Consider the following 23,833-nt stretch of genomic DNA (forward strand, 5'->3'; position numbering starts at 1 on the left):
TACATTGTTTGATCAGCACTCCAATCATTCGGGCATGAGCATCAAAATCTTTTCAGTTTGCATTCTGTTTGTATTGGGAGCGGTCCTTGCTGCCGTTGCTGAGTTACCCTATGGTGGCTGGATTCAGATCCCCGTTCTCAGCCTTCTGTGGTGGCGTCTTGATCAGAAGCCCATCTCCTTTAAAAAACAATTTGTCTTAGGCCTCCCATTCGGCATCGCTTATTTTGTTGTAGGTCTATGGTGGCTTTACATCAGCCTGCATGATGTTGGTGGCATGAGTGCGCCACTTGCTTGTATGGGTGTATTCCTGCTCTCTGCTTATGTGGCGCTCTATTTCTCATTGGCAACACTTGCTATTCCACTGTTTAAACAGAGTCGCTTATTTGGTCTGCTGCTGGGAGCGAGTTGGGTTCTTGCGGAATTTCTACGAGGCTATATCTTCACTGGATTTCCTTGGATGGGCTTTGCAGAAACCCAGTTCAATGGCCCATTTGCGCCTGTCGCACCCTTCTTTGGCGGGCTAGCATGTACCTTTTTGGCAGTATGGGCCTCCTGGGAAATTTACCAAGCCCGTAAGCATGTCATTTCTAGCATGTTCCTCATATTGGCTGTCATTGGGATTTCTCAAAGCGCTAATTTATTTACTTTCACCAAGCCAGTTGGAGAGCCAATTAGCGTTCGCTTAATTCAAGGCAACTTTGAACAAAGTCTGAAATTCAATCCTCAAGCTATTGGCAGGCAAATCGATTTCTATGCTGGAGAAATTACTAAAGAAGCAGCCAACCTTATCATCATTCCTGAGACTGCGTTTCCATGGCCACTTCCCAATTTGCCAATTGGCTTATTTAATTACCTGCAAGATTTTTCCAATAAAGGTAACAGCAACATTCTGCTTGGCTTGATCGGCGAAGTGCCTGGAGAAGGCGGTATGCAGTATTCGAATCGCGCTACTGGACTCTCGCCCAATGCATTGCCCTATCAATACGATAAAGCCCACCTCGTTCCCTTTGGAGAATTTATCCCTCTAGGTTTTCAGTGGTTCGTTAAAGCCTTTCATGTACCCATGAGCGACTTTGCAAGAGGAAAACTAGATCAACCCCCCTTTGCGATTGTGCGCAAGGATCAAGATGATCTTCATGCGGCAATTACGATTTGCTATGAAGACGTCTTTGGTGGCGAACTCGCCTCCCGCATTCAACATAGCGACCAGCCAGTCAACCTACTTATTAACATGACCAATCTAGCCTGGTTTGGGGATTCTCAAGCATCCACTCAACAACTCAGGCTTTCACAATTGCGCTCCCTGGAAACTGGACTTCCCGCCTTGCGTGCCACCAATACCGGAATTACTGCAGTTCTTGGTCCTGATGGCAGAGTACTAAAAGCGCTCCCGGAATTTACCCAAACAACCCTCAGCACCCAGGTTCAGGCGTATTCTGGAAAAACACCTTATGTCATTTGGGGCAATTTACCGATTTTGGGTATTTCTTGCCTGCTCTTGCTTTGGGGTCTGATTCGTCACAGGCGTTTTTAAGCATTTTTAACTCTAGAGTGCTCTAGCCATGTAAAATCAAAGGCTTAGCCAGGTTAATCATGCTTACTTTTCAGCAAATCATTCTCAAACTTCAAGATTATTGGGACCAACAAGGTTGTGCCCTATTGCAACCTATCGACCTCGAGGTTGGTGCCGGTACATCCCATACCGCAACCTTCTTACGCGCCATTGGTCCTGAGCCTTGGAAAGCAGCTTACGTTCAGCCATCCCGCCGACCTAAAGATGGTCGCTATGGTGAAAATCCAAATCGCTTACAACACTACTATCAATATCAAGTAGTCCTCAAGCCAGCACCTGAAAATATTCTCGATCTTTACCTAGGATCTCTTGCCGCTTTAGGCTTAGACCTTAAAGAGAATGATGTTCGTTTTGTAGAGGACGATTGGGAAAACCCAACACTGGGTGCATGGGGTCTTGGCTGGGAAGTTTGGCTCAATGGCATGGAGGTGACGCAGTTCACTTACTTCCAACAAGTAGGTGGCTTAGATTGCAAGCCTGTTCTTGGTGAGATTACATACGGTATTGAGCGTTTGGCAATGTATATCCAAAACTGCTCTAACGTCTACGACTTAGTATGGGCCGACGGCATCTCTTATGGGGATGTATATCACCAGAATGAAGTGGAGCAATCTTGCTACAACTTTGAACACTCCAATACTGATTTACTCTTTGCCAACTTCACAAACTATGAAAGTGAAGCAAAGCGTTTGATGGAAGTTCCACTGGCACTACCTGCTTACGAGATGGTACTTAAAGCAGCGCACACATTTAATTTGCTGGATGCGCGTGGCGCTATCTCGGTGACTGAGCGTGCAGCCTACATAGGCCGCATTCGTAATCTTTCTCGGGCAGTGGCGCAGGCCTACTTTGAGTCTAGAGAAAAACTGGGCTTCCCAATGTGTCAACGTCAAGCTAAAGCTCAGGCTTAAGCGCATCGAGATTTTCGTATTCCACTTATGAGCACATCTAATTCAAATCCTCAATCAGCGACTTTATTGATCGAGGTATTTACCGAAGAACTGCCACCTAAGACTCTGCGTCGCTTAGGTGATGCATTTAGCGAAGGCATCTTTGCAGCACTCAAAACAGCTGGTCTTGCATCCGAATCATCCAAGATGACCGGCTTTGCAACCCCGCGTCGTTTAGCCGTACAAGTCACTAAGGTTCTTGATCAAGCGCCTGACTACCCTGTGCGGGAAAAATTATTACCTACTAGCATTGCATTTGACGCTGAAGGTAAAGCAACCCCACCACTACTCAAAAAATTGGGTGCTCTAGGGTATGGGGATATTAATCTTGCGACTTTAGAAAAAGCGGGTGAAGGTAAGAATGAAGCCCTGTACCTTAATGTCATTGCTAAAGGTGCTGCTCTTGAGCAAACGGCGCAGGCTGCGCTTGAACAAACATTAAGCAAGCTGCCCATTGCAAAAATGATGCACTACCAAGTGCTACAAAAGGATGGTCGATTGGCCGAAGTGCAATTTGCTCGTCCTGCCCACCGCATCATTGCACTACATGGTGCTACTACTTTAAACATCAGTGCTCTAGGTATTGATGCAGCCAATCAAACTGAAGGCCATCGTTTTTTAGCTCCTGGCCTCATCACCATTACGAATGCAGACCAATACGAGATCGAGCTCCAGTCCAAAGCCAAGATTATTGCTAGCTTTAATCAGCGTCGGGCGCAAATTGAAGCTGCCCTATTAAAAGCGGCTGGCGAGGATCTGGTATTAATGCCGGATAGCCTTCTAGATGAAGTAACAGCCCTTGTTGAGTGGCCGGCCATCTACGAATGCCATTTTGATCAAGAGTTCTTAGAGGTACCTCAAGAATGCTTGATTTTGACCATGCAAACCAATCAAAAGTATTTTGCATTGACAAACAAACAAGGCAAATTACGTAATCGTTTCTTGATTGCTTCTAATATTGAAACAAGTAAGCCAGACGCCATCATCTCAGGCAATGAGCGCGTTGTACGCCCACGCTTGTCCGATGCTCGCTTCTTCTTCCAGCAAGATCAAAAGCGCCCTTTGGCTTCTCGTGTGGCAGATCTTGGCAAGGTGGTTTATCACAACCAGTTAGGCAATCAGCTAGATCGCACAAAGCGCGTTCAAGGGTTAGCTGTAGGTATCGCCAAAAGACTGGGTGCCGATGAAAAGCTCGCTTCACGTGCTGCAGAAATTGCTAAGACAGACTTACTAACTGATATGGTTGGCGAGTTCCCAGAGTTGCAAGGCATTATGGGGCGTTATTACGCTACCCATGATGGCGAGCATGCTGATGTTGCTAGTGCTTGCAGCGAACACTATATGCCGCGCTTTGCAGGCGACACTCTGCCGCAAATCCAAACTGGCACGATCTTAGCTATTGCCGACAAATTAGAAACGCTGGTTGGCATTTGGGGTGTTGGGCTTGCCCCTACTGGCGATAAAGACCCGTATGCCCTACGTCGTCATGCCTTAGGTATTTGCCGTTTGCTCTTAGAAAAGAATCTTTCGCTGAATTTGCCTGAATTAATCGAATTAGCTCGTGCGCAGTTTCCCCAGGCTGATGTGCAAGAAAAAGCAAAAGCTGCCGATATCTATGCGTTCATTATTGATCGCTTGCGCGCCTATTTGCGGGACCAATCAGTTGCTGGTAAAGCGTTTACTAGCGCAGAGATTGATGCTGTCCTGAGCCAAGACCCAGCACAAATTAATGACTTGATCGAGCGATTGACTGCCCTGCGTGAATTTAATGCTCTAGCAGAAGCGGCTCAATTAGCTGCCGCCAATAAGCGCATCAGCAATATTCTGAAGAAAACCACTACCGCTATTCCTGCAGCGTGTTCAGCCAAATTACTGCAAATTCCAGCAGAGGCAACACTACACAAAGCATTGGAAGCGGTGACTCCTGCACTCAATGCTGCTTATGAAAAACGTCAATTTGTTGAACTCTTAAGAGCGCTAGTCGCCTTGAGCGGACCAATTGATCAATTCTTTGCAGATGTGATGGTCATGGATCCTAATCCTGAGCTACGAGATAATCGCCTCGCTCTCCTGCAACAACTTCACCAGAAAATGAATCTCGTTGCCGATCTCGGCAAATTAGCATGAGCTCCAGCTCTTCTAAATTAGTCATTCTTGATCGAGATGGCGTGATCAATGAAGATCGCGATGATTATGTGAAGTCAGTAGACCAATGGATTCCCCTTCGAGGAAGCTTAGAGGCGATAGCCTTACTCAATCAAGCGGGCTATCAAATTGCTTTAGCAACCAATCAGTCAGGTCTTTCCAGAGGCTACTTCACAATTAATGATTTACATGCCATGCATAGCAAAATGGAGACTTTGCTAAAGCCATTAGGCGGTCATATCGACAGCATCTTCTTTTGCCCTCATCAAGATTCACATCAATGTGATTGCCGTAAACCGGCACCAGGCATGATGAAAGAAATTGCATTGCGCTATAAGAGGACGGATAGCACCAAACCACTGACAGGCGTTCCTATAGTGGGGGATTCTTTACGGGATCTTCAAGCTGGAGTAGCCTTAGGAGCTTCACCTCACCTAGTACTCACAGGTAAGGGTGAAAAAACGCTTACAAAAGGTAACCTACCTGAAGGCACACAAATTCATGCTGATCTACTGGCTTTTGCAAATGCACTTTTAGAAAATAAGGCTTAGACCCATCGTGAAATTGATTCGCTCCATCCTCTTTGCCTTATTTTTAGTTATCTTTACACCCATCTGGTCAGTGCTATGCATGCTGGCCTTTCCATTTCTGAGTCCTGAAAACCGTTACACATTTATTGGGCTCTGGAACAAAATCGTTATCGCCCTATTAAAGCCATTGTGCGGCATTCATTATGAAATTCGCGGTATGGAAAACATGCGGGCTGTACTTAATGAGCGGGTCATCATCTTAAGTAAGCACCAGTCAGCTTACGAAACTATTGCGTACATCGCACTACTGCCAAAACAACTTTGCTTTGTCTTTAAGCGTGAACTTCTCTGGATTCCTTTCTTTGGTTGGGCTTTGGCGTTACTGAAGATGATCCACATTAATCGCTCTAATAAGCAGACAGCAGCCCATTCTGTAGCGACTCAAGGCCGTAAACGCTTAAGTGAAGGCAAATGGATCATGTTATTTCCAGAAGGCACTAGAACCCCGATTGGATCAACCAAGCCTTACCGCAAAGGTGGGGCACGCCTTGCGAGTGCTACAGATGCACTAGTGATTCCGATTGCGCACAACGCCGGTCGTTGCTGGCCGAAAAATAGCTTTATCAAGGAACCGGGCACAGTCATCTTTTCAATTGGGCCTGCGATTAGCTCAACCAATAAGTCAGCTGAAGAACTTCAACGAGAAGTAGAAGGTTGGATTGAAGCTGAAATGCGTGTGATTGACCCCAGCGCTTATAAATAATTCACTAGAAGGCAGTAATTCAGTGCTGAGTCAGGACTGAATATTGATTTATGAAGCGAGAACTTTAGCCCACTCGATATAGCGGTCAACGGAAATATCCTGGGCTCTCGCCTTAAGCTCTATCTCCGTCAAACCCAATCTGTCTGAAAAAACACTCAAGTTAGTCCGCAACATTTTTCTTCTTTGAGAGAAGGCGGCAGCAACTACTTTTTCCAATGAATTCCATTGAGCATCTGTCAACGTAAAGTCCCTTCTTGGGATCATTCGCACGACAGCAGAGTTCACCTTAGGCTGAGGATCAAAAGCCTCAGGAGGAACCTCTAGCACCAACTCCATATCGTAACGGGCTTGCAGCATGACCGACAGACGACTGAAATCAGAGCTTCCCGCCTTCGCAACCATTCTTTCCACCACCTCTGCTTGCAACATAAATACCTGCTCATCAATTGAGGCTGCCGCAGAAACCAAATGAAATAGCAGAGGTGATGAAATGTTGTATGGCAGATTGCCAACCACTTTACATAAGCCTTGCTTGGTCGATCTATTCTGAGCCCATGTCAAAAAGTCAAACTTGAGCGCATCACCCTCAATCACTGAGAGGCCTTTGAGATTTTTCTCATTCCAAAAAGCTACCAAATCACGGTCAATCTCCAAAAGGTCTAGGTGATCAAGATTACTCAACAAAGGGAGTGTTAGCGCACCTAGGCCAGGACCAATCTCAATGACATGCATATCCGCACTAGGATTGATAAGCGCAACAATAGAATAAATAATTCCGTTGTCCTGCAAAAAGTTTTGGCCAAATCGTTTGCGAGCGCGATGCATAGATTAGTCTTGCTTTCGTTTATTCAGAGCTAACTTATATGCCAAGCGCAAAGCCTCAAGCATGCTCCCCGAGTCAGCCAGCCCTTTGCCAGCAATATCCAAAGCGGTTCCGTGATCTACGGAAGTTCGAATAATAGGTAATCCTAAAGTGACATTCACGCCATTACCAAAGGTAACAAACTTGAAGGGTGCGAGTCCTTGATCGTGGTACATCGCAATAAATGCATCTACTTGAGCAACAGATTCTGGATCAAACATGGTATCGCCGGGATAAGGACCAGAAACATGGATTCCCATCTTCTTAGCCGCTTCAATAGCCGGAGAGATGATTTCAATTTCTTCTCGGCCCAAATAACCAGACTCTCCTGCATGTGGATTTAAACCCGCCATCCGAATGATGGGCTTAGCGATTCCGAATTTCTGCTGCAAATCTTGATTAACGACTTGAATCGTTTCCAATATCAAGTCATAACTCAGTGCTTGCGGAACATTCTTTAAGGGAAGATGAGTTGTGACTAGAGCAACACGTAAATCTCTGGGTGTCTTGAGCCCTAAAAAACCGATGGGCAACGGCGCACATAACATCATCACCACATGAGAAACCTTGCAGCGCTGTGCTAGGTATTCCGTATGCCCTGTAAATGGCGTACCAGCCTCATTAATAATGCTTTTTTGAAGAGGCGCAGTCACCACGGCATCAAATCGCCCTTCCAGACAACCATCAATCGCCTGATCTAAAAGATTCACCACATATTGAGCGTTTTGCGAATTTAAGCTCCCCAAAACAACAGGGGCTCCGAGGGGGACGGATTGGATTTGCAATCGACTAGATAGGTCTGAACCAAGGCCCCCAGGTATTCTCAGTAACTTATCGTTACCTAATAAAGTGATGTGAGCATCTGCATGTGAACGTAGAAACTCAAGCGAGGCAGCTAAAGAAACTTCAGACCCAACACCGGCTGGTTCACCGGTAGTTACAACGAGATTAACGAGGTGCGCTACTTGCTTCATCTTCCACGTTCAGAATTTTTACAGTTGCGTTATCACGCAGCTCACGCATCCACTCTTGATAAGCTTGATCAAACTTTCTCTCACGAATTGCTGCTCGCGCAAATTGACGTTGCTTCTCAACAGTGAGCTGACCTTCGCGACGCTCTAATACCTGAATTAAGTGCCAACCAAATTCTGTTTTAACAGGATTACTAACCTCGCCAATTTGCAGACGATTCATGGCCTGCTCAAATTCGGGAACCAAATCCCCAGGACTCATCCAACCTAGCTCACCGCCATTTGGCGCAGATCCATCTTCAGAATACTTCTTTGCAAGTTCCGCAAAGTCTGCAGTCTTTGCTCGCACCTGATCACGGTAGCCCTGCAAGCGTCTCTCCGCATCTTGATCGCTTAAGCCAGCACGGCTTCGCAATAAAATATGACGGGAGAGAGTTTGTGTAATAGGAATATTTTGCGGAGTAGGTGAGCCAGCATCAGGTGCTGCAGCCTGCTGCGGAGGCGCACTTGCTCCTGCTGCACGGCGATCCAAAACTTTCAGTACATGGTATCCAGCAGGACTTTTCACAACCGTGTTAGCAACCTGTCCACCACCAGTATTGCGAATTGCTTCATAAAATAATTGTGGCAAACGATCAGGAGTGCGATAGCCTAATTCTTGAAACTTAATCTTTGGATTATCTTTTGCAGCCATTGCGCCTAGCTGTAGGAAGTCAACATCCCCACGAGCATCTTTCAACAGAGCATCTGCCTTCTTCTTTGCTTCAGCTTGAGTACCAGCCCCAGCTGCAGGATCAACAGGAATAAAAATTTGAGCTACGTCGATTTCTTCAGGCTCACCTTTGGCAGCAGGTGCGGACCTCTGAGCTCCAGCACCAGCGATTGCCCGCGTACGCTCAGCAATGAAGTTATCAATCTCAGCATCCGAGATTTTGAGCTTACCCTCTACTTCTCTTTCGCGATAACGGGTAATCATGACGTCATCCCGCAATAACTGCTTATAGCGCTCAAAGGTAGTACCGGAAGCAATTACTTTTGCTTTGAACTCAGCAACAGAGAGCTTATTTTTTGCTGCAACATCGCCAATAATCTTGTCTAACTCTTTGTTACTTACAGTAACGCCTTCTTGTTCGGCATTTTGTAATTGAATTTTTTCTAGGATAAGTCTATCCAGAATGGTTTTACGAACCGTACCATCCTCAGGCAATTTCACACCTTGTTTTTTAAGTGCAGCAATTCGGTCATCAATTTCTTTGCGAGTTACATAACCCGTGTTGACGACTGCAGCTACACCATCGATATTACGAATCTTGCTTTCGGCAATAGCATTCGCCTTTGCTGAATCCTGAGCAAGTGCAACATTCGCGAATAATCCAATGCCAATAAAAATGGCATGAACACTCATTTGTTTAAAACGTTTCATACAAAGCATTATTGATAGTTCTCGTATGTTGAGGGTGGTATAGGCTTAGAGGTAGGCATATATCCAGGAACATTTAGCTTCATGATATCAACTGGATTGCTTCCAGCGCTACCAAAGCCCCTAAATTCGACCTGAAAGAGCACCTGGGTGGTGGTTATTTGAGAAGTATTCAAGACTTGAGAGTAGGCGCCACGAAAAGTCCAGCAGTCCCTACTCCACTCCAAGGCCACTAAGGTGTTCAAAGTCTTGGTAGTCAAGGCATCGTATCCCCAGCGCCCTAAAACAGAAACCTCACGGGTAATAGGCCACTGCCCAGAAATATTGTATTGATCCGTCGTGGTGGCAGAGGGCACAAAAGGCTGATTGTTTTGGACAGATGCTTGCACTGGTGGCGACCACACATTACGGTATCCAAAATTCAAACTTCTGCCCGGAGTCGGACGCCAACTACCGCCCACGGTAGTTTGAACCAAACGATTGAGCTGCGTATCGTATTGACCAAATACATCTGCACTGAAATTACCAAGTAAGCGCACTGAACCAGAACCCAAGGTATCGGAATAAGTAGTGGGATTCACAATCGTGCCATTCAAGCCAACCCGCTGCCCAGTGAACTGCTGCTTCTGTGCAAGAGTGACCGTGGCACGCTCTGCACCAGTGCTAGCTTCAATCATGCGGCTAGTTAAACCAAGCGTGGCTGCATTGTTATCTGCCACACGGTCATTACCAATAAAGGTATTTTCACTAAAGATCTGCGAAACACCGAAGCCCGCATCCGCAGTGTCAAACAAAGGTGTTTGTGATTGATTTTGATAAGGCGTGTAAACATAGAAAGCGCGGGGCTCTATAGTTAACAACATATCTCGGCCGTAAAAGCCCTTCAATTCAGCGGCATCTCTTTCAAACGCCAATCCAGAATCCAAACTGAATGTAGGGATGGTAAAGCCTTGTGCAACAGGCGCTCCACCAGTTGCAAAAGGAGTGGCGTTATACGTGTTTGATTGAAAGCTCATCTTTGGGGTGATGTAATAGCCTGGTGTTACCTGAGGCAAAGCCATCGCACCCTTAACGACCGTTCGATCGGCCTGACTGTAAACACCAGGCGCAGTAGCAGCTAAATTGCCGCCAATGTTGTACGAGAATCTTGTGTAATCTGTAGAGAACGTAGTTGCTGGTCCAGTAGGTAAAGTAACGTACTTACCGCTAGTATCAGCTACTGCAGGACTAAGGCGGTTGTTATAGGCAGCGGTAATATTTGGCAACACGTTGTAAGGGGCCTGAACTAAAGCGGTTGGGTCCGGCTGCAGAGTTTGAAACGTTAACGCTCTAGCTGACACTACCCAGTTACTTAAACTTCCCGTCAAGCCTTTAGTAGTACCGACTTCTTGACGAAACTGACTAGTAACTGCTCCAGCAATACTCTGTGAGAAGTCAGTGGGGTATAAATTATCTGAAACTCGCGCCATATTGGCGTAACCAGTCCAAGAGCCTGGGAGCGGTATTCCACCAGGCGCTACACCTCCGCTAAACACCTCTCTCTGCTGCCAGTCATAGCGCCAACGGCTGGTTCCCGTCTTATTGTCATGCGCGAGGTAGTCACCGCCTAGGGTGCCGCTGTCCTTGCTGTCCAGAAAGCGGTAATTTGCACCCACCTGCAGGCCGCGCTCGCTCATGTAACGCGGAAGAATTAATAAGTCCCTATTGGGAGCTATGTTGACGTAATAAGGCTGAGTAATGTCAAAGCCATTATTGGAGTTGTATCCTGCCACCGGCGCCAAGATGCCCGAACGACGCTCATTGGAGGTGGGAGCGGTGAAGTAAGGAACGTATGCAATAGGAACATCAAAGAAGCGCATCACGCCATGCGTTCCAACCATTTCTTTTTGCTCATTATCAATTTCTAAAGTACTGGCTGAAAAATACCAGTCCATATTTTGCGGCGTACATGTTGTGTAGGTCGCTTTATCAAAAACAAAAATATCTGAGTTTTCAATAGTGAGTTTTTTAGCCGTACCATTGCCGCGCGTATCTCGTAGCTCGTACGAAGGCGTTTCCATTTCGCCTTCACGCGCATCAACTTTAAATTGGGCAGTTGGCCCCTTGAAAGTCGTATTACCTTTGGTCAACTCAGCGTTACCTACGAGATCAGCAATGTCAGTATCAGGGTCATAAATAATTTCATCCGCTTTAATGACCCCGCCATTGCGTCGCATTTGTGCGCGGCCCTTCAACTTCATCTTGCGGTCTACAACGCCATCAATAGAATCACTTGAAGTAAAAGTAAGTGCCTTACTATCATCCAAGGGAACCCCGACTCGCAGCTGATCGTCCAACTTTAAAACAGTGACATTGCCACGATCAGGCAATAAAACCGTATTAGCATTAGCTTGTGCGTTTGGAGTTAAGGGAGCAGGCGCTTGAGCGCGTGCGCAGAGGGCAAATTGAAGCAATGCCACCCCCATCAAAACGCGCAGGGTTACATGCAAAAAAAGAGGGGCGCAATGGCCGGCGCGACGGCGATAATGACTCATAGATCCAGACCCGCCTTATTATACGAATCGACCATGACTGACTCACGCTTAAACACCCTCCGTAACTGGCTAAAAGCCCTAGAAGCTAGCTGGCAATTAGATCTCGACTCTTTGGTGCCAGCCTCGGCTGACGCCAGCTTTCGACGCTATTTCCGAATTGAGTCCAAAAACCCCAAATTTGGGACTTTGATCGTGATGGATGCCCCGCCCCAACATGAGCCTTTGGATGTCTTCATAAAGGTCGATTTATTACTCGCTGAGGCTGGTTTAAATGTACCAAAAATCCTAGAGCAAAATCTTGCTGAAGGCTTCTTGCTGTTAAATGATTTAGGCACAAAAACCTACTTAGCCGAACTCAATCATGAAACGGCTGACCATCTCTACAAAGATGCAACTCATGCCCTAGTACTCTTGCAGCTGGCAAGCAAACCAGGGGTTTTGCCAAACTATGATGAAGCGCTATTACAACGAGAATTAGATTTATTTCCAGAGTGGTATCTAAAGAAGCATCTCAATATCAATCTGAGCGAACAACAAACAGAGCAACTCAAAAAAGCTTTTGAGCTCATTATCGAAAATAATTTAGCGCAAGCTAAAGTGTATGTGCATCGTGATTACCATTCTCGTAACTTAATGGTGACCGAAAGAAATAACCCCGGAGTGATTGACTTTCAGGATGCAGTTTATGGTCCTATTACTTATGATGCTTCTTCACTGTGGCGCGATGCTTACGTTGCATGGCCAGAAGAACGTGTGATTGATTGGGTCATTAAATTTTGGGAAGAAGGTCGTAAAGCAGGATTACCAATGCCAGATGATTTTGGACAGTTCTATCGTGATTTTGAATGGATGGGATTACAGCGCCACCTTAAAGTCTTGGGCATTTTTGCAAGACTCCTTCATCGTGATGGTAAGGATGGCTACATCAAGGACATTCCACTCGTACTGGAATACGCGATTGCGACGGCGAACCGTTATATTGAACTAAAACCATTGGCCCGACTTTTGGAATCCACTCGCGTCAATCAAGCGTAATTCATCAGCCATGAGTCAGCTCAATTCCATACCTTGTTTTTTACTAGCAGCTGGTCGTGGTGAGCGCATGCGGCCCCTCACGGATAATTTACCCAAACCGTTACTTCGCATTCAGAATAAATCGCTGCTGGAGTGGCATTTAGAAGCCCTAGCAAAAGCAAAGATTCAAAACGTGGTGATTAACCATGCTTGGTTAGGTGAAAAAATTGAGGCAACCCTAGGTGATGGAGAGCAATTTGGTCTTCACATTCAATACTCCCCGGAAGGCAAGGCCCTCGAAACCGCTGGAGGTATTTGCAAGGCGCTCCCCATCATTGCGCCCGAAAACTACTTCTTGGTGATTAATGGGGACGTATTTAGCCCAAACCTACCAATTACCCAGCTTGTGGAAACAGCTGCCAAAATGCGCATGGATGAGAACAAGCCTTTGGCCCATTTATTAATGGTTCCCAACCCAGTCCAGCATCCTGAAGGAGATTTTTACCTCCAAGGTTCAGTAGTTGGAAATACCCAATCACTTGGAGCAGAAAAGCTCACCTTCTCTGGAATTGGGATTTATCACAAAGACCTCTTCAAAGACCTGGAATTCGGAGCTCCAGCCAAGCTCGCACCTCTATTGAGGACGGCAATGGAGCAAAATAAAGTGTCTGGTGAAAAATATCTCGGTCCATGGCACGATGTAGGCACACCACAACGCTTACAAGAGCTTAATGCAGCATATGAATAAAACGAATATTTATCAGCTTCGTAGAAACCAATTAGCAGAACAAATCTTTGCCAAGACTGGCGGAGGCATTGCTGTCATCTCAACTGCTCCTGAACTTGCTCGCAACCGTGACAGTGAATTTCCTTATCGTCACGACAGCGACTTTTATTACTTGACGGGTTTTGAAGAGCCAGGCGCAACACTGGTCATGAAGGTTGGCAGCAATGGAAAAAACTTCCAACTGCAATCTCACTTATTTTGCAGACCCAAAGATCCTGAACGAGAAATTTGGGATGGCATTCGCCTTGGACCTGACGCAGCACCTGACGCTTTGGGTATTGACTATGCACACAGCAATCAAGAGTTAGACCAAAGACTGAGTGACTTATTAGCTGATCAAGATGCGGTATATATTCGCCTTGCTGAGAGCGCAGAAGCCGATAGACGGCTGCGTCACTGGATGAAACAGGTGCGTGGACAAGCACGTTCTGGCGTAAATCCACCATCTGAATTTCATGATGTTGAAACACTGATTCATGAAATGCGTTTGTTTAAAGATGCACATGAAATTGACATCATGCGTCGTGCTGCAACCATTTCTGCTCGTGCGCATATCCGTGCCATGCAAATCTGTAAGCCCGGAATGCGTGAATACCAGCTCGAAGCTGAAATACTGCATGAGTTCCGCAATAGTGGTGCACAAAGTGTTGCATACAACAGCATAGTTGCCGGCGGTGCAAATTCTTGCATTCTTCACTATCGCGCCGGCTCAACTGAATTACGTGGTGGCGAGCTTTGCTTAATTGATGCAGGCTGTGAACTTGATGGCTATGCCTCCGACATCACCAGGACTTTTCCAGTGAATGGAAAATTTACTGGGCCTCAACGCGCTCTATATGACATTACATTAGCTGCGCAAGAAGCTGCGATTGCGATGACCAAGCCTGGTAATACATTTATGCAGCCACATGAGGCGGCACTTAAAGTCCTTACCCAAGGTCTGTTGGATGAAAAGCTTCTCAAACTGGCAGAGCTGGGCTCTTTAGAAAATGCCATTGAAACTGGCGCCTACCGTCCTTTCTATATGCACCGCACGTCGCACTGGCTGGGTATGGATGTCCACGATGTGGGCTCCTACCGTGAAGCTAGCCAAAATTCATCAAGTGAAGAAAAGCCTTGGCGCATTCTCAAAAGCGGTATGGTCATTACAGTGGAACCAGGCCTCTATGTCAGACCTGCAGATGATATTGATCAGGCATTTTGGAATATTGGTATTCGCATTGAAGATGACGCTGTCATCAATGATTCTGGGTGTGAGTTGATTTCTCGAGGCGCGCCTGTCAATGCCGATGAAATCGAAGCACTCATGAAGAATGCTTAAGGCCATCCCGATCAAAATGAATTCATCTAGTTGCGATATCTTGATTCAGGGCGGCGGTCCAGTTGGACTCGCTTGCGCGGCTTGGACATTGCAAAAATTTCCTGATGCAAAAATCCTTTTACTTGATCGCAATCCCGTCAACGACAATGATCTGGCAAATGCTGATAGTCGAGGTATAGCGCTATCTCATGGCAGCAAACTCTTGCTCGATACGATTAATGCATGGCCAAAAGAGTTCGCAGAAATTCATCAAGTACACGTTTCACAAGCTGGTCGCTTTGGCCGCGCACTGATGACGCGTGAAGAACTCAAGCAAGATGCGTTAGGGCACATTATTCGTTATCGCGATATTCATATGGCCCTGCGTCACGCCTTACGTGCCATTCAAGCAAAGAGCCCTAACTTTATTTGGGAGCACATCAACAAAGATGGCGAGGAAAATAGCATCCACGCAAAATGCGTTGTACATGCTGAAGGTGGTTTATTTAAGACCCAAGACTGGGTTGAATCTGGACGTGACTATGGTCAGTCAGCCTTAGTAGGCTTGGTTGAAGTAGAGAATGCAGAGCCCCATCAAGCTTGGGAGCGCTTTACTGCTGAAGGCCCTTTAGCAGTTTTGCCAAGTCACTACGGACATAATATTTTGAATCTGGTTTGGTGCGGCTCGCCAGAATCCTCGCGGCATCGTTTACAACTGAGTGACATAGACTTCTTAGCTGAACTACAAAAAGAATTTGGTTCACGTATTGGACAATTTCTGAAAATTCAAGATCGTCGCTTATATGAACTTGGCTTGAACTATCGCAAAGAGATCACTCATGACAATGCGGTTTGGATTGGCAATGCCGCTCAAACTCTACACCCAGTGGCGGGCCAAGGTTTGAACTTAGGATTACGAGATGCCTTCTTGCTGTCAGAGAAGTTAGTTGAGGTATTTTCTGGGGCCGCAGAGAAACAATCTCCAGCAGATGTCGAAAATGCACTCCAGAGTTATGCGCAAAGTCGCAAAGTAGATAGAAAAACCACAATTGGTCTTACAGACTTTATGGCTAGAGTATTTACATCTAATTTAGCTCCAGTTGTTGCAGCCCGTGGACTGGCTTTAAGCGCCCTGCAGTGGCTTCCACCAGTCAAGACAGCCTTAGCTCGCCAGATGATGTTTGGTAGGCGCTAAAGCCCTTAAATCACCCTCAAAATTTAAGCATTCTCCGTTTGATCTGTAATAAGCAATCTGCCTAAAAAATAGGCAGATTTGGGTCTGACTGTGCTAAAGTGTCATGCTTTCCGCACGCGCCCTTTTAGATGAATATTGGTCCTCACCTCCTCGCAAATAAGTTATTTGTGGCCCCGATGGCTGGGGTAACGGATCGCCCATTTAGACAGCTATGTAAGAAGTTGGGGGCCGGGTATGCAGTTTCTGAAATGGTCGCCTCAAATGCCTTGCTTTGGAAAAGTGAAAAAACGCAACGTCGCGCGAATCATGTTGGTGAATTCAAACCGATTGCCGTTCAAATTGCTGGCGCTGATCCAGCAATGATGGCGGCAGCGGCAAAAATCAACGTAGATCACGGCGCCCAGATTATCGATATCAATATGGGGTGTCCCGCAAAGAAAGTATGCAATGTTGCCGCTGGTTCCGCCCTATTGCGTGATGAGCCTTTGGTCCAGCAAATTCTAGAAGCAGTTGTGAATGCCGTTGGTATCGGACCAGATGCAGTACCAGTGACTTTGAAAATTCGTACGGGCTGGGATCGCGAACATAAGAATGCTATTGAGATAGCGCGTCTTGCAGAAAAATCCGGCATCTCCATGCTGACGGTCCATGGCCGTACGAGAGCAGACCTGTATCACGGTGAAGCAGAGTACGAAACGATTACCGCAGTCAAAAATAGTGTGCGCATTCCGGTTGTGGCTAATGGCGATATCACCAGCCCAGAAAAGGCGGAGCAAGTTTTAAAGCTCACTGGTGCCAATGCCATCATGATTGGACGAGCTGCTCAAGGCCGTCCTTGGATCTTCCGTGAAGTCAACCACTATCTTGAAACCGGCGGCAAGCTTCCGACCCCTGAGATCAATGAGATTCAGGGCATCATGAATGCACACCTCTTAGACCACTACGAGTTTTATGGTGAGCATATTGGCCTGCGTACTGCTCGTAAGCATATTGGCTGGTACTGCAAAGGGTTGCGTGACTCCCATGCCTTCCGCCAGCGTATGAATACTGCCGACGATTGCAAAACCCAACTGCAAATGGTCAATGATTATTTTGACGAAATGAAATCCCATTCTGACCGCTTGTTATTTTTGGAAGCGGCATAGCTTTAACTGAGTTTAGTTTCTTTATTTATTTTTTTGTTTTTGCATTGATAGATTGTTATGACCAATAAGCACCCGATTACCGAATGTATTGAAACCCAATTGCAGGGTTATCTGAATGACCTCAAAGGAACTGCACCAACTGATATCTATGACATGGTATTGGCTGTTGTTGAAAAACCAATGCTGGAATTAGTGATGCAGCATGCCAAGCAAAATCAATCACTGGCAGCGCAGTATCTGGGCATTAATCGCAACACCCTGCACAAGAAGTTGGTTGAACATCAACTTCTGAAGTAAGCGCAAACTTTACTAATAACAAAGCCATTTTTTAAATTAAGCTCCGAAAACCATGATCCGTACAGCCCTACTCTCCGTCTCCGATAAAAATGGCATCGTGCCTTTTGCTAAAGCCCTCCACGAACAAGGCATTAAGCTCATTTCTACTGGCGGCACAGCAAAACTCTTGGCCGAAAACAATCTGCCTGTTGTCGAAGTTTCTTCTTTAACGAAATTTCCGGAGATGCTGGATGGTCGCGTTAAGACCCTCCACCCAATGGTGCATGGCGGCTTATTAGCTCGTAGAGATTTTCCAGAGCATATGGCAGCCCTGAAAGAGCATGGCATAGACACCATTGATATGCTCGTGATTAATCTTTACCCCTTCAATGAAACAGTCGCTAAGGAAAACTGCTCATTCGAAGATGCGGTCGAAAACATTGATATCGGTGGTCCAGCCATGTTGCGTGCCGCTGCAAAGAATCACCAAGATGTCACCGTGCTGATTTCACCTGAAGATTACGCTCCAGTCTTGGCTGAAATGAAGGCCAATAAGAATGTCGTTTCTTACAAAACCAACTTGGCTTTAGCGAAAAAAGTATTTGCACATACCGCGCAATACGATGGTGCGATTGCTAACTATCTCTCAGCATTAGGTGATGATCTTGATCACAAAGCCCGTTCTGCCTACCCAGAAACTTTGCACTTTGCCTTTGAAAAAGTACAAGAGATGCGTTATGGCGAGAATCCACACCAGTCTGCAGCGTTCTATAAAGATATTTACCCCGTCGATGGCGCATTAGCAAATTACAAGCAGTTGCAAGGGAAAGAACTTTCTTACAACAATATTGCCGATGCAGATTCTGCCTGGGAATGCGTTAAGAGCTTTACTGGCAATGCCGGTGGCGCTGCAGCTTGCGTCATCATCAAGCATGCCAACCCTTGTGGCGTAGCTGTTGGTGCTTCAGCCCTTGAAGCCTATCAAAAAGCCTTCAAAACCGATCCGAGCTCCGCCTTTGGCGGCATCATTGCCTTTAACGTGCCTTGCGATGGCACTGCAGCTGAAGCCATCTCCAAGCAATTCGTGGAAGTATTGATTGCGCCTAGCTTTAGTGATGAAGCTAAAGCGATCTTTGCTGCGAAACAAAATGTACGTCTTCTAGAAATTCCATTGGGTACTGCATTTAATACCTTTGATTTCAAACGTGTTGGCGGTGGTTTGCTGGTGCAATCTCCTGATGCTAAGAATGTTCTCGAAAGTGAAATGCGCGTTGTCAGTAAGCGTCTGCCAACCCCAAGCGAAATGCACGACATGATGTTTGCATGGCGCGTAGCCAAGTTTGTGAAATCCAATGCCATTGTGTATTGCGCTAATGGAATGACTCTTGGTATCGGTGCCGGTCAAATGAGCCGCGTAGACTCTGCGCGCATGGCTAGCATCAAGGCTGAGAACGCTGGCTTAAGCCTCAAAGGGTCTGCAGTAGCAAGCGATGCCTTCTTCCCGTTCCGTGATGGCTTAGATGTCGTTGTGAATGGTGGCGCAAGCTGCGCCATTCAGCCAGGTGGCAGTATGCGTGATGATGAAATCATTGCGGCAGCAAATGAGCATGGTATCGCCATGATCTTTACTGGCACACGTCACTTCCGTCACTAAGAAAACAAGAAGCCATAAACAAACTCATGCGCTGGATAGGAATCGACCCAGGTTTACGGACTACTGGTTTTGGAGTCATCGATGTCGATGGCCAAAAGCTGACCTACGTAGCCTCGGGGACGATTGAAAGTGGCGATCCAGCTAAAGGCCTGCCTGAACGCTTAGGCACCCTCTATGCCGGTGTTAAGGAAGTTCTGGAGACCTATAGACCAGAGTCTGCTGCGATCGAAGAAGTCTTCTTAAACGTCAATCCTCGTTCCACACTCATGTTGGGTCAGGCACGGGGTGCTGTTATTGCCGCTCTCGTTTCAGAAAAACTCCCGGTAGCTGAGTACAGCGCCTTAAGAGTCAAGCAGTCCATTGTTGGCACTGGTAGAGCAGCTAAGCCTCAGGTCCAAGAAATGGTCAAGCGTCTTCTCAGACTGAGCCGCGCCCCAGGGACTGACGCCTCTGATGCACTAGGCGTTGCCATCTGCGCCGCCCATCATGCGCAGATGCCAAAAGCAATTACTGCAGCTTTAGCACCTAAGCTAACGCCTAAGAAACGTAGCAAGTAACAATACACATCACAGGTTAAGATCTCTACATGATTGGTCGCATTCAAGGTACCCTCGTTTCAGTTCACCCTCCTCGCCTTTTAGTCGATTGCCAAGGTATTGGTTATGAGGTTGATGTGCCTATGAGCACTTTGTATCAACTACCTCAGGCTGGTCAAAAGATTACCCTATTGACACATTTTCAAGTTCGCGAAGATGCGCAGCAACTTTTTGGCTTTGCTACTGAAACTGAGCGTGAAGCATTTAGACAGCTCATCAAGATTAGTGGCGTCGGCTCACGCACAGCACTCGCAGTTCTTTCCGGCATGAGTGTTAATGAACTAGCCCAAGCCATTGCACTTCAAGAAGCTGGGCGCCTCACTCAGGTGCCTGGTATCGGCAAGAAAACTGCTGAGCGTCTCTGCCTAGAGCTCAAAGGCAAGCTAGCTCCAGACTTAGGCATTACAGGTGACAAACCTCAGGCAATTGAGGCTAGCAGTGAAGTGTTACAAGCCCTCCTTGCTCTGGGCTATTCAGAAAAAGAAGCACTTTTGGCACTCAAGCAAATCCCGCCCGATACCAGTGTTTCCGATGGAATCCGTATGGGATTGAAGTATCTATCTAAAGCTTAATAGTCAAACGGCACTAAACTCTCAGCATGGCAATACATACAGACGACCTCAGCTCTATTCCTGAAGATTTACCGGAAGGTAATGCCCGCATTGTGAGCGGTGCAGCAGGCAATACTGAAGCCGTCTTTGAAAGAGCCCTTCGCCCTAAACAACTCGATGAGTATGTTGGCCAAACTAAGGCCAGAGCACAATTAGAGATTTTCATCAGCGCTACGAGAGCGCGCCAAGAAGCCTTAGACCACGTTCTCTTGTTTGGGCCTCCTGGACTTGGTAAAACAACTCTTGCTCACATTATTGCAAGAGAGCTTGGTGTGAACATGCGCCAAACGAGCGGCCCTGTTCTAGACAGGCCTGGCGATCTTGCTGCCTTACTAACAAATCTAGAAGAAAACGATGTTCTCTTTATTGATGAGATTCATCGTCTATCTCCAGTTGTGGAAGAAATTCTGTATCCCGCGCTAGAGGACTACAGCCTAGATATCATGATCGGCGAAGGCCCTGCAGCGCGCAGCGTGAAGATTGATCTCAAACCATTTACCCTGATCGGCGCAACTACTCGTGCCGGCATGCTGACCAATCCATTGCGTGATCGTTTTGGTATTGTGGCCAGACTCGAGTTCTACACGACTGAAGAACTCACTAAAATCATTAATCGCTCAGCTAGCTTACTTAAGGCTGATATCGATCCAGAAGGCTCCGTAGAAATTGCAAAGCGTGCTCGTGGCACTCCTCGTATTGCTAACCGTCTATTACGCCGCGTACGTGACTATGCAGAAGTAAAGGGCACCGGCACCATTACTAAGGCTATGGCCGACGCTGCACTCAAGATGCTGGACGTGGATCCAAGTGGCTTTGATGTGATGGACAGAAAACTCTTAGAAGCGATCTTGCACAAGTTTGATGGTGGCCCGGTAGGTATCGATAACTTGGCAGCAGCCATCGGTGAAGAGCGCGACACGATTGAAGATGTTCTTGAGCCCTACCTCATTCAGCAAGGCTACCTACAAAGAACCTCAAGAGGCAGAGTAGCAACCCGCCAGGCTTATGAGCACTTTGGATTAACTCCGCCTAGCGGAAGTGCTAGCTTAGATATTTAAGCTAGCGTTACTTTCGCAAACTTTCGTTTGCCGACTTGCACCACGTAAGTTCCAGCTTCAACCTTTAATTGCTTATCAGCAACGGTTACACCATCAATCTTCACACCGTTTTGCTCGATATTGCGCATCGCTTCAGATGTTGATGGGGCAAGACCTGCGGCCTTCAAAAGATTGGCGATTGCCATGGGCGCCCCAGATAGATTTACTTCTGGAATGTCATCGGGTACACCGCCTTTAGCACGGTGATTAAAGTCTTCTAAGGCTTTTTCTGCTGCGGCTTGCGAGTGGAAGCGTGCCACGATTTCTTGAGCGAGCAGTACTTTGCAATCCTTTGGATTACGCCCTGCAGCAACCTCTTGCTTCATCAAATCAATCTCAGCCATTGGACGGAATGACAGTAATGTGAAGTAGTCCCACATCAAATCATCCGAAATGCTCAAGAGCTTGCCAAACATATCGCCAGCAGGCTCACTAATGCCAATATAGTTACCCTTGGACTTACTCATCTTCTCAACACCATCCAAACCAACCAGGAGCGGCATCATCAAAATACATTGAGGCTCTTGGCCATACTCACGCTGGAGTTCACGACCAACGAGAAGATTGAACTTCTGGTCTGTACCACCAAGCTCTAAATCACTCTTCAGTGCAACGGAGTCATAGCCTTGCATGAGTGGATATAAAAACTCATGAATCGAAATGGGTACACCATTACGATAGCGCTTAGTAAAGTCATCACGCTCGAGCATACGAGCAACAGTATGTTTAGCAGCCAACTGAATCATGCCGCGCGCGCCCAAAGGATCACACCACTCGCTGTTGTAACGCACTTCGGTTTTAGAAGGATCGAGCACCATACTCGCTTGACGATAGTAAGTCTCTGCATTGACTGCGATTTCTTCTGCGGTCAATGGAGGGCGGGTAGCGTTACGACCCGATGGATCACCAATCATGCTAGTGAAATCACCGATCAAGAAAATTACGGTATGACCTAAGTCTTGTAACTGGCGCAACTTGTTCAAAACAACGGTATGACCCAGATGAATATCAGGAGCCGTAGGATCTAAACCTAATTTAATCCTGAGTGGAGTCTTGGTAGCTTGGCTACGAGCCAGTTTCTGAACCCAGTCTGCCTCAACCAATAGCTCATCGCAGCCACGTTTGGTGACTTCGAGCGCCGCAAAGACTTCAGGGGTCAAAGGATATTTTTGTTCTGGTTTAGCCGTCATGCTGATTCGGATTGCTGATTCAGTTAAATTAGTAGTTAAATTGCTAAAGCATAATTGTCGCATTCCTGAGAGCTAAATGAACAAACTCCATTCCCTCTATATCGGCCTAATGTCTGGCACCAGCCTGGATGGGATAGATGCTGTTCTAGCGAAGATAGGGGCTAATGGGGAAGCTAGTGCGCTAGACGCCATTAGCGCCCCTTTCTCAGCGGAGCTCCGCAAGACCCTATCCGAGCTTCAAAGCCCTGGCCCAAATGAGCTTCACCGAGAAAAACAGGCAGGAAATGCTTTGGCCTTGGCTTATGCAGAAGCCGTTAGCCAGTTACTCAGAAAAGCAAATCTACAGCCTTCTGATATCGCTTCCATCGGCGCACATGGGCAAACGATTCGCCACCAACCGTATCTTGGGGATATGGCTTACACACATCAAACTCTCAACCCAGCCCTCTTGGCAGAAAAAACGGGCATTGATGTCATCGCCGATTTTAGAAGTCGAGATTTAGCTGCGGGTGGACATGGTGCACCTTTAGTTCCTGCATTTCATGCGCAGCAGTTTGTAGAAGATAAAAATTTAGCCATTCTCAATATCGGTGGCATCGCTAATCTCACCTTACTTCCTAAGAATGGCGAAGTAACTGGTTTTGATTGCGGCCCTGGAAATATGTTGATGGATGCCTGGATATATGAGCATCAAGGCAATGCCTTTGATGAGAATGGCAACTGGGCATTACAAGGCAAGGTCAATGAAGCACTGCTGAAAAAAATGTTAGATGACGCTTTCTTTGCAAAAGTTCCGCCCAAGAGCACTGGTAGAGACGACTTTCACCTCACTTGGTTACAAGAAAAATTGAATGGTGAAAACTATCTTTGTGAAGATGTGCAGGCTACTTTATTGCATCTCACAGCACACTCAGCCCTCGAAGCTTTAGCCCGTTATGCCCCGCAAACCCAGAAGCTGATTGTCTGTGGAGGCGGCGCTAAAAATAATGCCTTGATGAATTTATTCAAAGTGAAGTCGCAGCATTTCTTCAAAAAGCCATTAGAAATTACTACGAGTGAATCCGCAGGAATTGATCCGCAACTTGTGGAAGGCCTTGCTTTTGCATGGCTAGCGTGGGCTCATAAAGAAAAACGGCCAGCAAATTTGCCAGCCGTTACGGGGGCGAAGGGGCCTAGAATTCTAGGTGCTTGTTACCCAGCTTAACTTCGCTGCTTAATTA

21 protein-coding genes are annotated in these 23,833 nt (G+C 46.7%); 16 read left to right on the top strand and 5 right to left on the bottom strand.

Annotation, left to right across the window (positions count from 1 at the left end):
• The first annotated feature begins 34 nt into the window (after positions 1-34).
• From lnt to VC182_RS04670, 5 genes are read left to right on the top strand one after another with little or no spacing between them, the layout of a single operon-like run.
• Positions 35-1,534: an apolipoprotein N-acyltransferase gene (gene lnt / locus VC182_RS04650; RefSeq protein ID WP_072582899.1), complete on the top strand. Its 1,500-nt coding sequence runs from the start codon at positions 35-37 to the stop codon at positions 1,532-1,534.
• Between the two features lie 59 nt (positions 1,535-1,593).
• The gene (gene glyQ, locus VC182_RS04655; protein ID WP_068319536.1) at positions 1,594-2,484 is read left to right on the top strand and encodes a glycine--tRNA ligase subunit alpha; all 891 of its coding nucleotides are present in this window, start codon (positions 1,594-1,596) and stop codon (positions 2,482-2,484) included.
• 27 nt (positions 2,485-2,511) lie between these two features.
• Positions 2,512-4,650, top strand: coding sequence for a glycine--tRNA ligase subunit beta (gene glyS / locus VC182_RS04660; RefSeq protein WP_323484651.1), 2,139 nt, complete (start codon positions 2,512-2,514; stop codon positions 4,648-4,650).
• Positions 4,647-5,219, top strand: coding sequence for a D-glycero-beta-D-manno-heptose 1,7-bisphosphate 7-phosphatase (gene gmhB / locus VC182_RS04665; RefSeq protein ID WP_072582741.1), 573 nt, complete (start codon positions 4,647-4,649; stop codon positions 5,217-5,219). Before glyS ends, gmhB begins: the two co-directional genes overlap by 4 nt.
• A 7-nt stretch (positions 5,220-5,226) precedes the next feature.
• Positions 5,227-5,961: a lysophospholipid acyltransferase family protein gene (locus tag VC182_RS04670; RefSeq protein WP_323484652.1), complete on the top strand. Its 735-nt coding sequence runs from the start codon at positions 5,227-5,229 to the stop codon at positions 5,959-5,961.
• A 48-nt stretch (positions 5,962-6,009) separates the two neighbouring features.
• Here the strand turns inward: VC182_RS04670 and rsmA are convergent, their stop codons facing one another.
• The 4 genes from rsmA to VC182_RS04690 are packed head-to-tail and all read right to left on the bottom strand — an operon-like array spanning position 6,010 to position 11,748.
• On the bottom strand, positions 6,010-6,786 hold the full coding sequence (gene rsmA, locus VC182_RS04675) for a 16S rRNA (adenine(1518)-N(6)/adenine(1519)-N(6))-dimethyltransferase RsmA (protein ID WP_323484653.1): 777 nt from the start codon (positions 6,784-6,786) through the stop codon (positions 6,010-6,012).
• Positions 6,787-6,789: 3 nt separating this feature from the next.
• Entirely contained in the window at positions 6,790-7,797 is a 1,008-nt protein-coding gene (gene pdxA / locus VC182_RS04680) for a 4-hydroxythreonine-4-phosphate dehydrogenase PdxA (RefSeq protein ID WP_323484654.1), read from the bottom strand.
• Entirely contained in the window at positions 7,772-9,217 is a 1,446-nt protein-coding gene (locus VC182_RS04685) for a peptidylprolyl isomerase (RefSeq protein WP_323484655.1), read from the bottom strand. Before VC182_RS04685 ends, pdxA begins: the two co-directional genes overlap by 26 nt.
• Positions 9,218-9,225: 8 nt before the next feature.
• Entirely contained in the window at positions 9,226-11,748 is a 2,523-nt protein-coding gene (locus tag VC182_RS04690) for an LPS-assembly protein LptD (protein ID WP_323484656.1), read from the bottom strand.
• A 33-nt stretch (positions 11,749-11,781) separates the two neighbouring features.
• Here VC182_RS04690 and VC182_RS04695 point away from each other — a divergent pair, with 33 nt between their 5' ends.
• The 10 genes from VC182_RS04695 (at position 11,782) to ruvB (ending at position 21,384) form a co-directional block, all read left to right on the top strand.
• Positions 11,782-12,783, top strand: a complete 1,002-nt coding sequence (locus tag VC182_RS04695; protein WP_323484657.1) for an aminoglycoside phosphotransferase family protein — start codon at positions 11,782-11,784, stop codon at positions 12,781-12,783.
• Between the two features lie 10 nt (positions 12,784-12,793).
• On the top strand, positions 12,794-13,510 hold the full coding sequence (gene murU / locus VC182_RS04700) for an N-acetylmuramate alpha-1-phosphate uridylyltransferase MurU (protein WP_072582734.1): 717 nt from the start codon (positions 12,794-12,796) through the stop codon (positions 13,508-13,510).
• Positions 13,503-14,870, top strand: a complete 1,368-nt coding sequence (pepP, locus tag VC182_RS04705) for a Xaa-Pro aminopeptidase (RefSeq protein ID WP_323484658.1) — start codon at positions 13,503-13,505, stop codon at positions 14,868-14,870. The genes murU and pepP overlap by 8 nt, the downstream gene beginning before the upstream one ends.
• Before the next feature lie 16 nt (positions 14,871-14,886).
• A complete protein-coding gene (locus VC182_RS04710) occupies positions 14,887-16,044 on the top strand; it encodes an FAD-dependent monooxygenase (RefSeq protein WP_323484659.1) in 1,158 nt (385 codons plus the stop codon).
• A gap of 128 nt (positions 16,045-16,172) precedes the next feature.
• Positions 16,173-17,189, top strand: a complete 1,017-nt coding sequence (gene dusB, locus VC182_RS04715) for a tRNA dihydrouridine synthase DusB (protein ID WP_072582733.1) — start codon at positions 16,173-16,175, stop codon at positions 17,187-17,189.
• A 57-nt stretch (positions 17,190-17,246) separates the two neighbouring features.
• Positions 17,247-17,486 (top strand): helix-turn-helix domain-containing protein, encoded by a 240-nt coding sequence (locus VC182_RS04720; protein WP_072582732.1) that lies wholly within the window; start codon positions 17,247-17,249, stop codon positions 17,484-17,486.
• Positions 17,487-17,538: 52 nt separating this feature from the next.
• Positions 17,539-19,119, top strand: coding sequence for a bifunctional phosphoribosylaminoimidazolecarboxamide formyltransferase/IMP cyclohydrolase (gene purH / locus VC182_RS04725; RefSeq protein ID WP_072582731.1), 1,581 nt, complete (start codon positions 17,539-17,541; stop codon positions 19,117-19,119).
• Positions 19,120-19,145: 26 nt separating this feature from the next.
• The gene (ruvC, locus tag VC182_RS04730; RefSeq protein WP_072582730.1) at positions 19,146-19,676 is read left to right on the top strand and encodes a crossover junction endodeoxyribonuclease RuvC; all 531 of its coding nucleotides are present in this window, start codon (positions 19,146-19,148) and stop codon (positions 19,674-19,676) included.
• 29 nt (positions 19,677-19,705) lie between these two features.
• On the top strand, positions 19,706-20,287 hold the full coding sequence (gene ruvA, locus VC182_RS04735) for a Holliday junction branch migration protein RuvA (RefSeq protein WP_072582729.1): 582 nt from the start codon (positions 19,706-19,708) through the stop codon (positions 20,285-20,287).
• 26 nt (positions 20,288-20,313) lie between these two features.
• Positions 20,314-21,384, top strand: coding sequence for a Holliday junction branch migration DNA helicase RuvB (gene ruvB, locus VC182_RS04740; RefSeq protein WP_072582728.1), 1,071 nt, complete (start codon positions 20,314-20,316; stop codon positions 21,382-21,384).
• Here the strand turns inward: ruvB and tyrS are convergent.
• Entirely contained in the window at positions 21,381-22,613 is a 1,233-nt protein-coding gene (gene tyrS, locus VC182_RS04745) for a tyrosine--tRNA ligase (RefSeq protein WP_323484660.1), read from the bottom strand. The two genes, ruvB and tyrS, sit on opposite strands and share 4 nt — an antisense overlap.
• Positions 22,614-22,689: 76 nt before the next feature.
• On the opposite strand from tyrS, the gene VC182_RS04750 reads away from it, so the two are divergent.
• Positions 22,690-23,817 carry an anhydro-N-acetylmuramic acid kinase gene (locus tag VC182_RS04750; protein ID WP_323484661.1) on the top strand — a complete coding sequence of 376 codons (1,128 nt, stop codon included), beginning with the start codon at positions 22,690-22,692 and terminating at the stop codon, positions 23,815-23,817.
• Positions 23,818-23,833 lie beyond the last annotated feature (16 nt).

The sequence above is a fragment of the Polynucleobacter sp. AP-Nickl1-40-C4 genome, from assembly GCF_035012665.1.
Classification (GTDB): domain Bacteria; phylum Pseudomonadota; class Gammaproteobacteria; order Burkholderiales; family Burkholderiaceae; genus Polynucleobacter.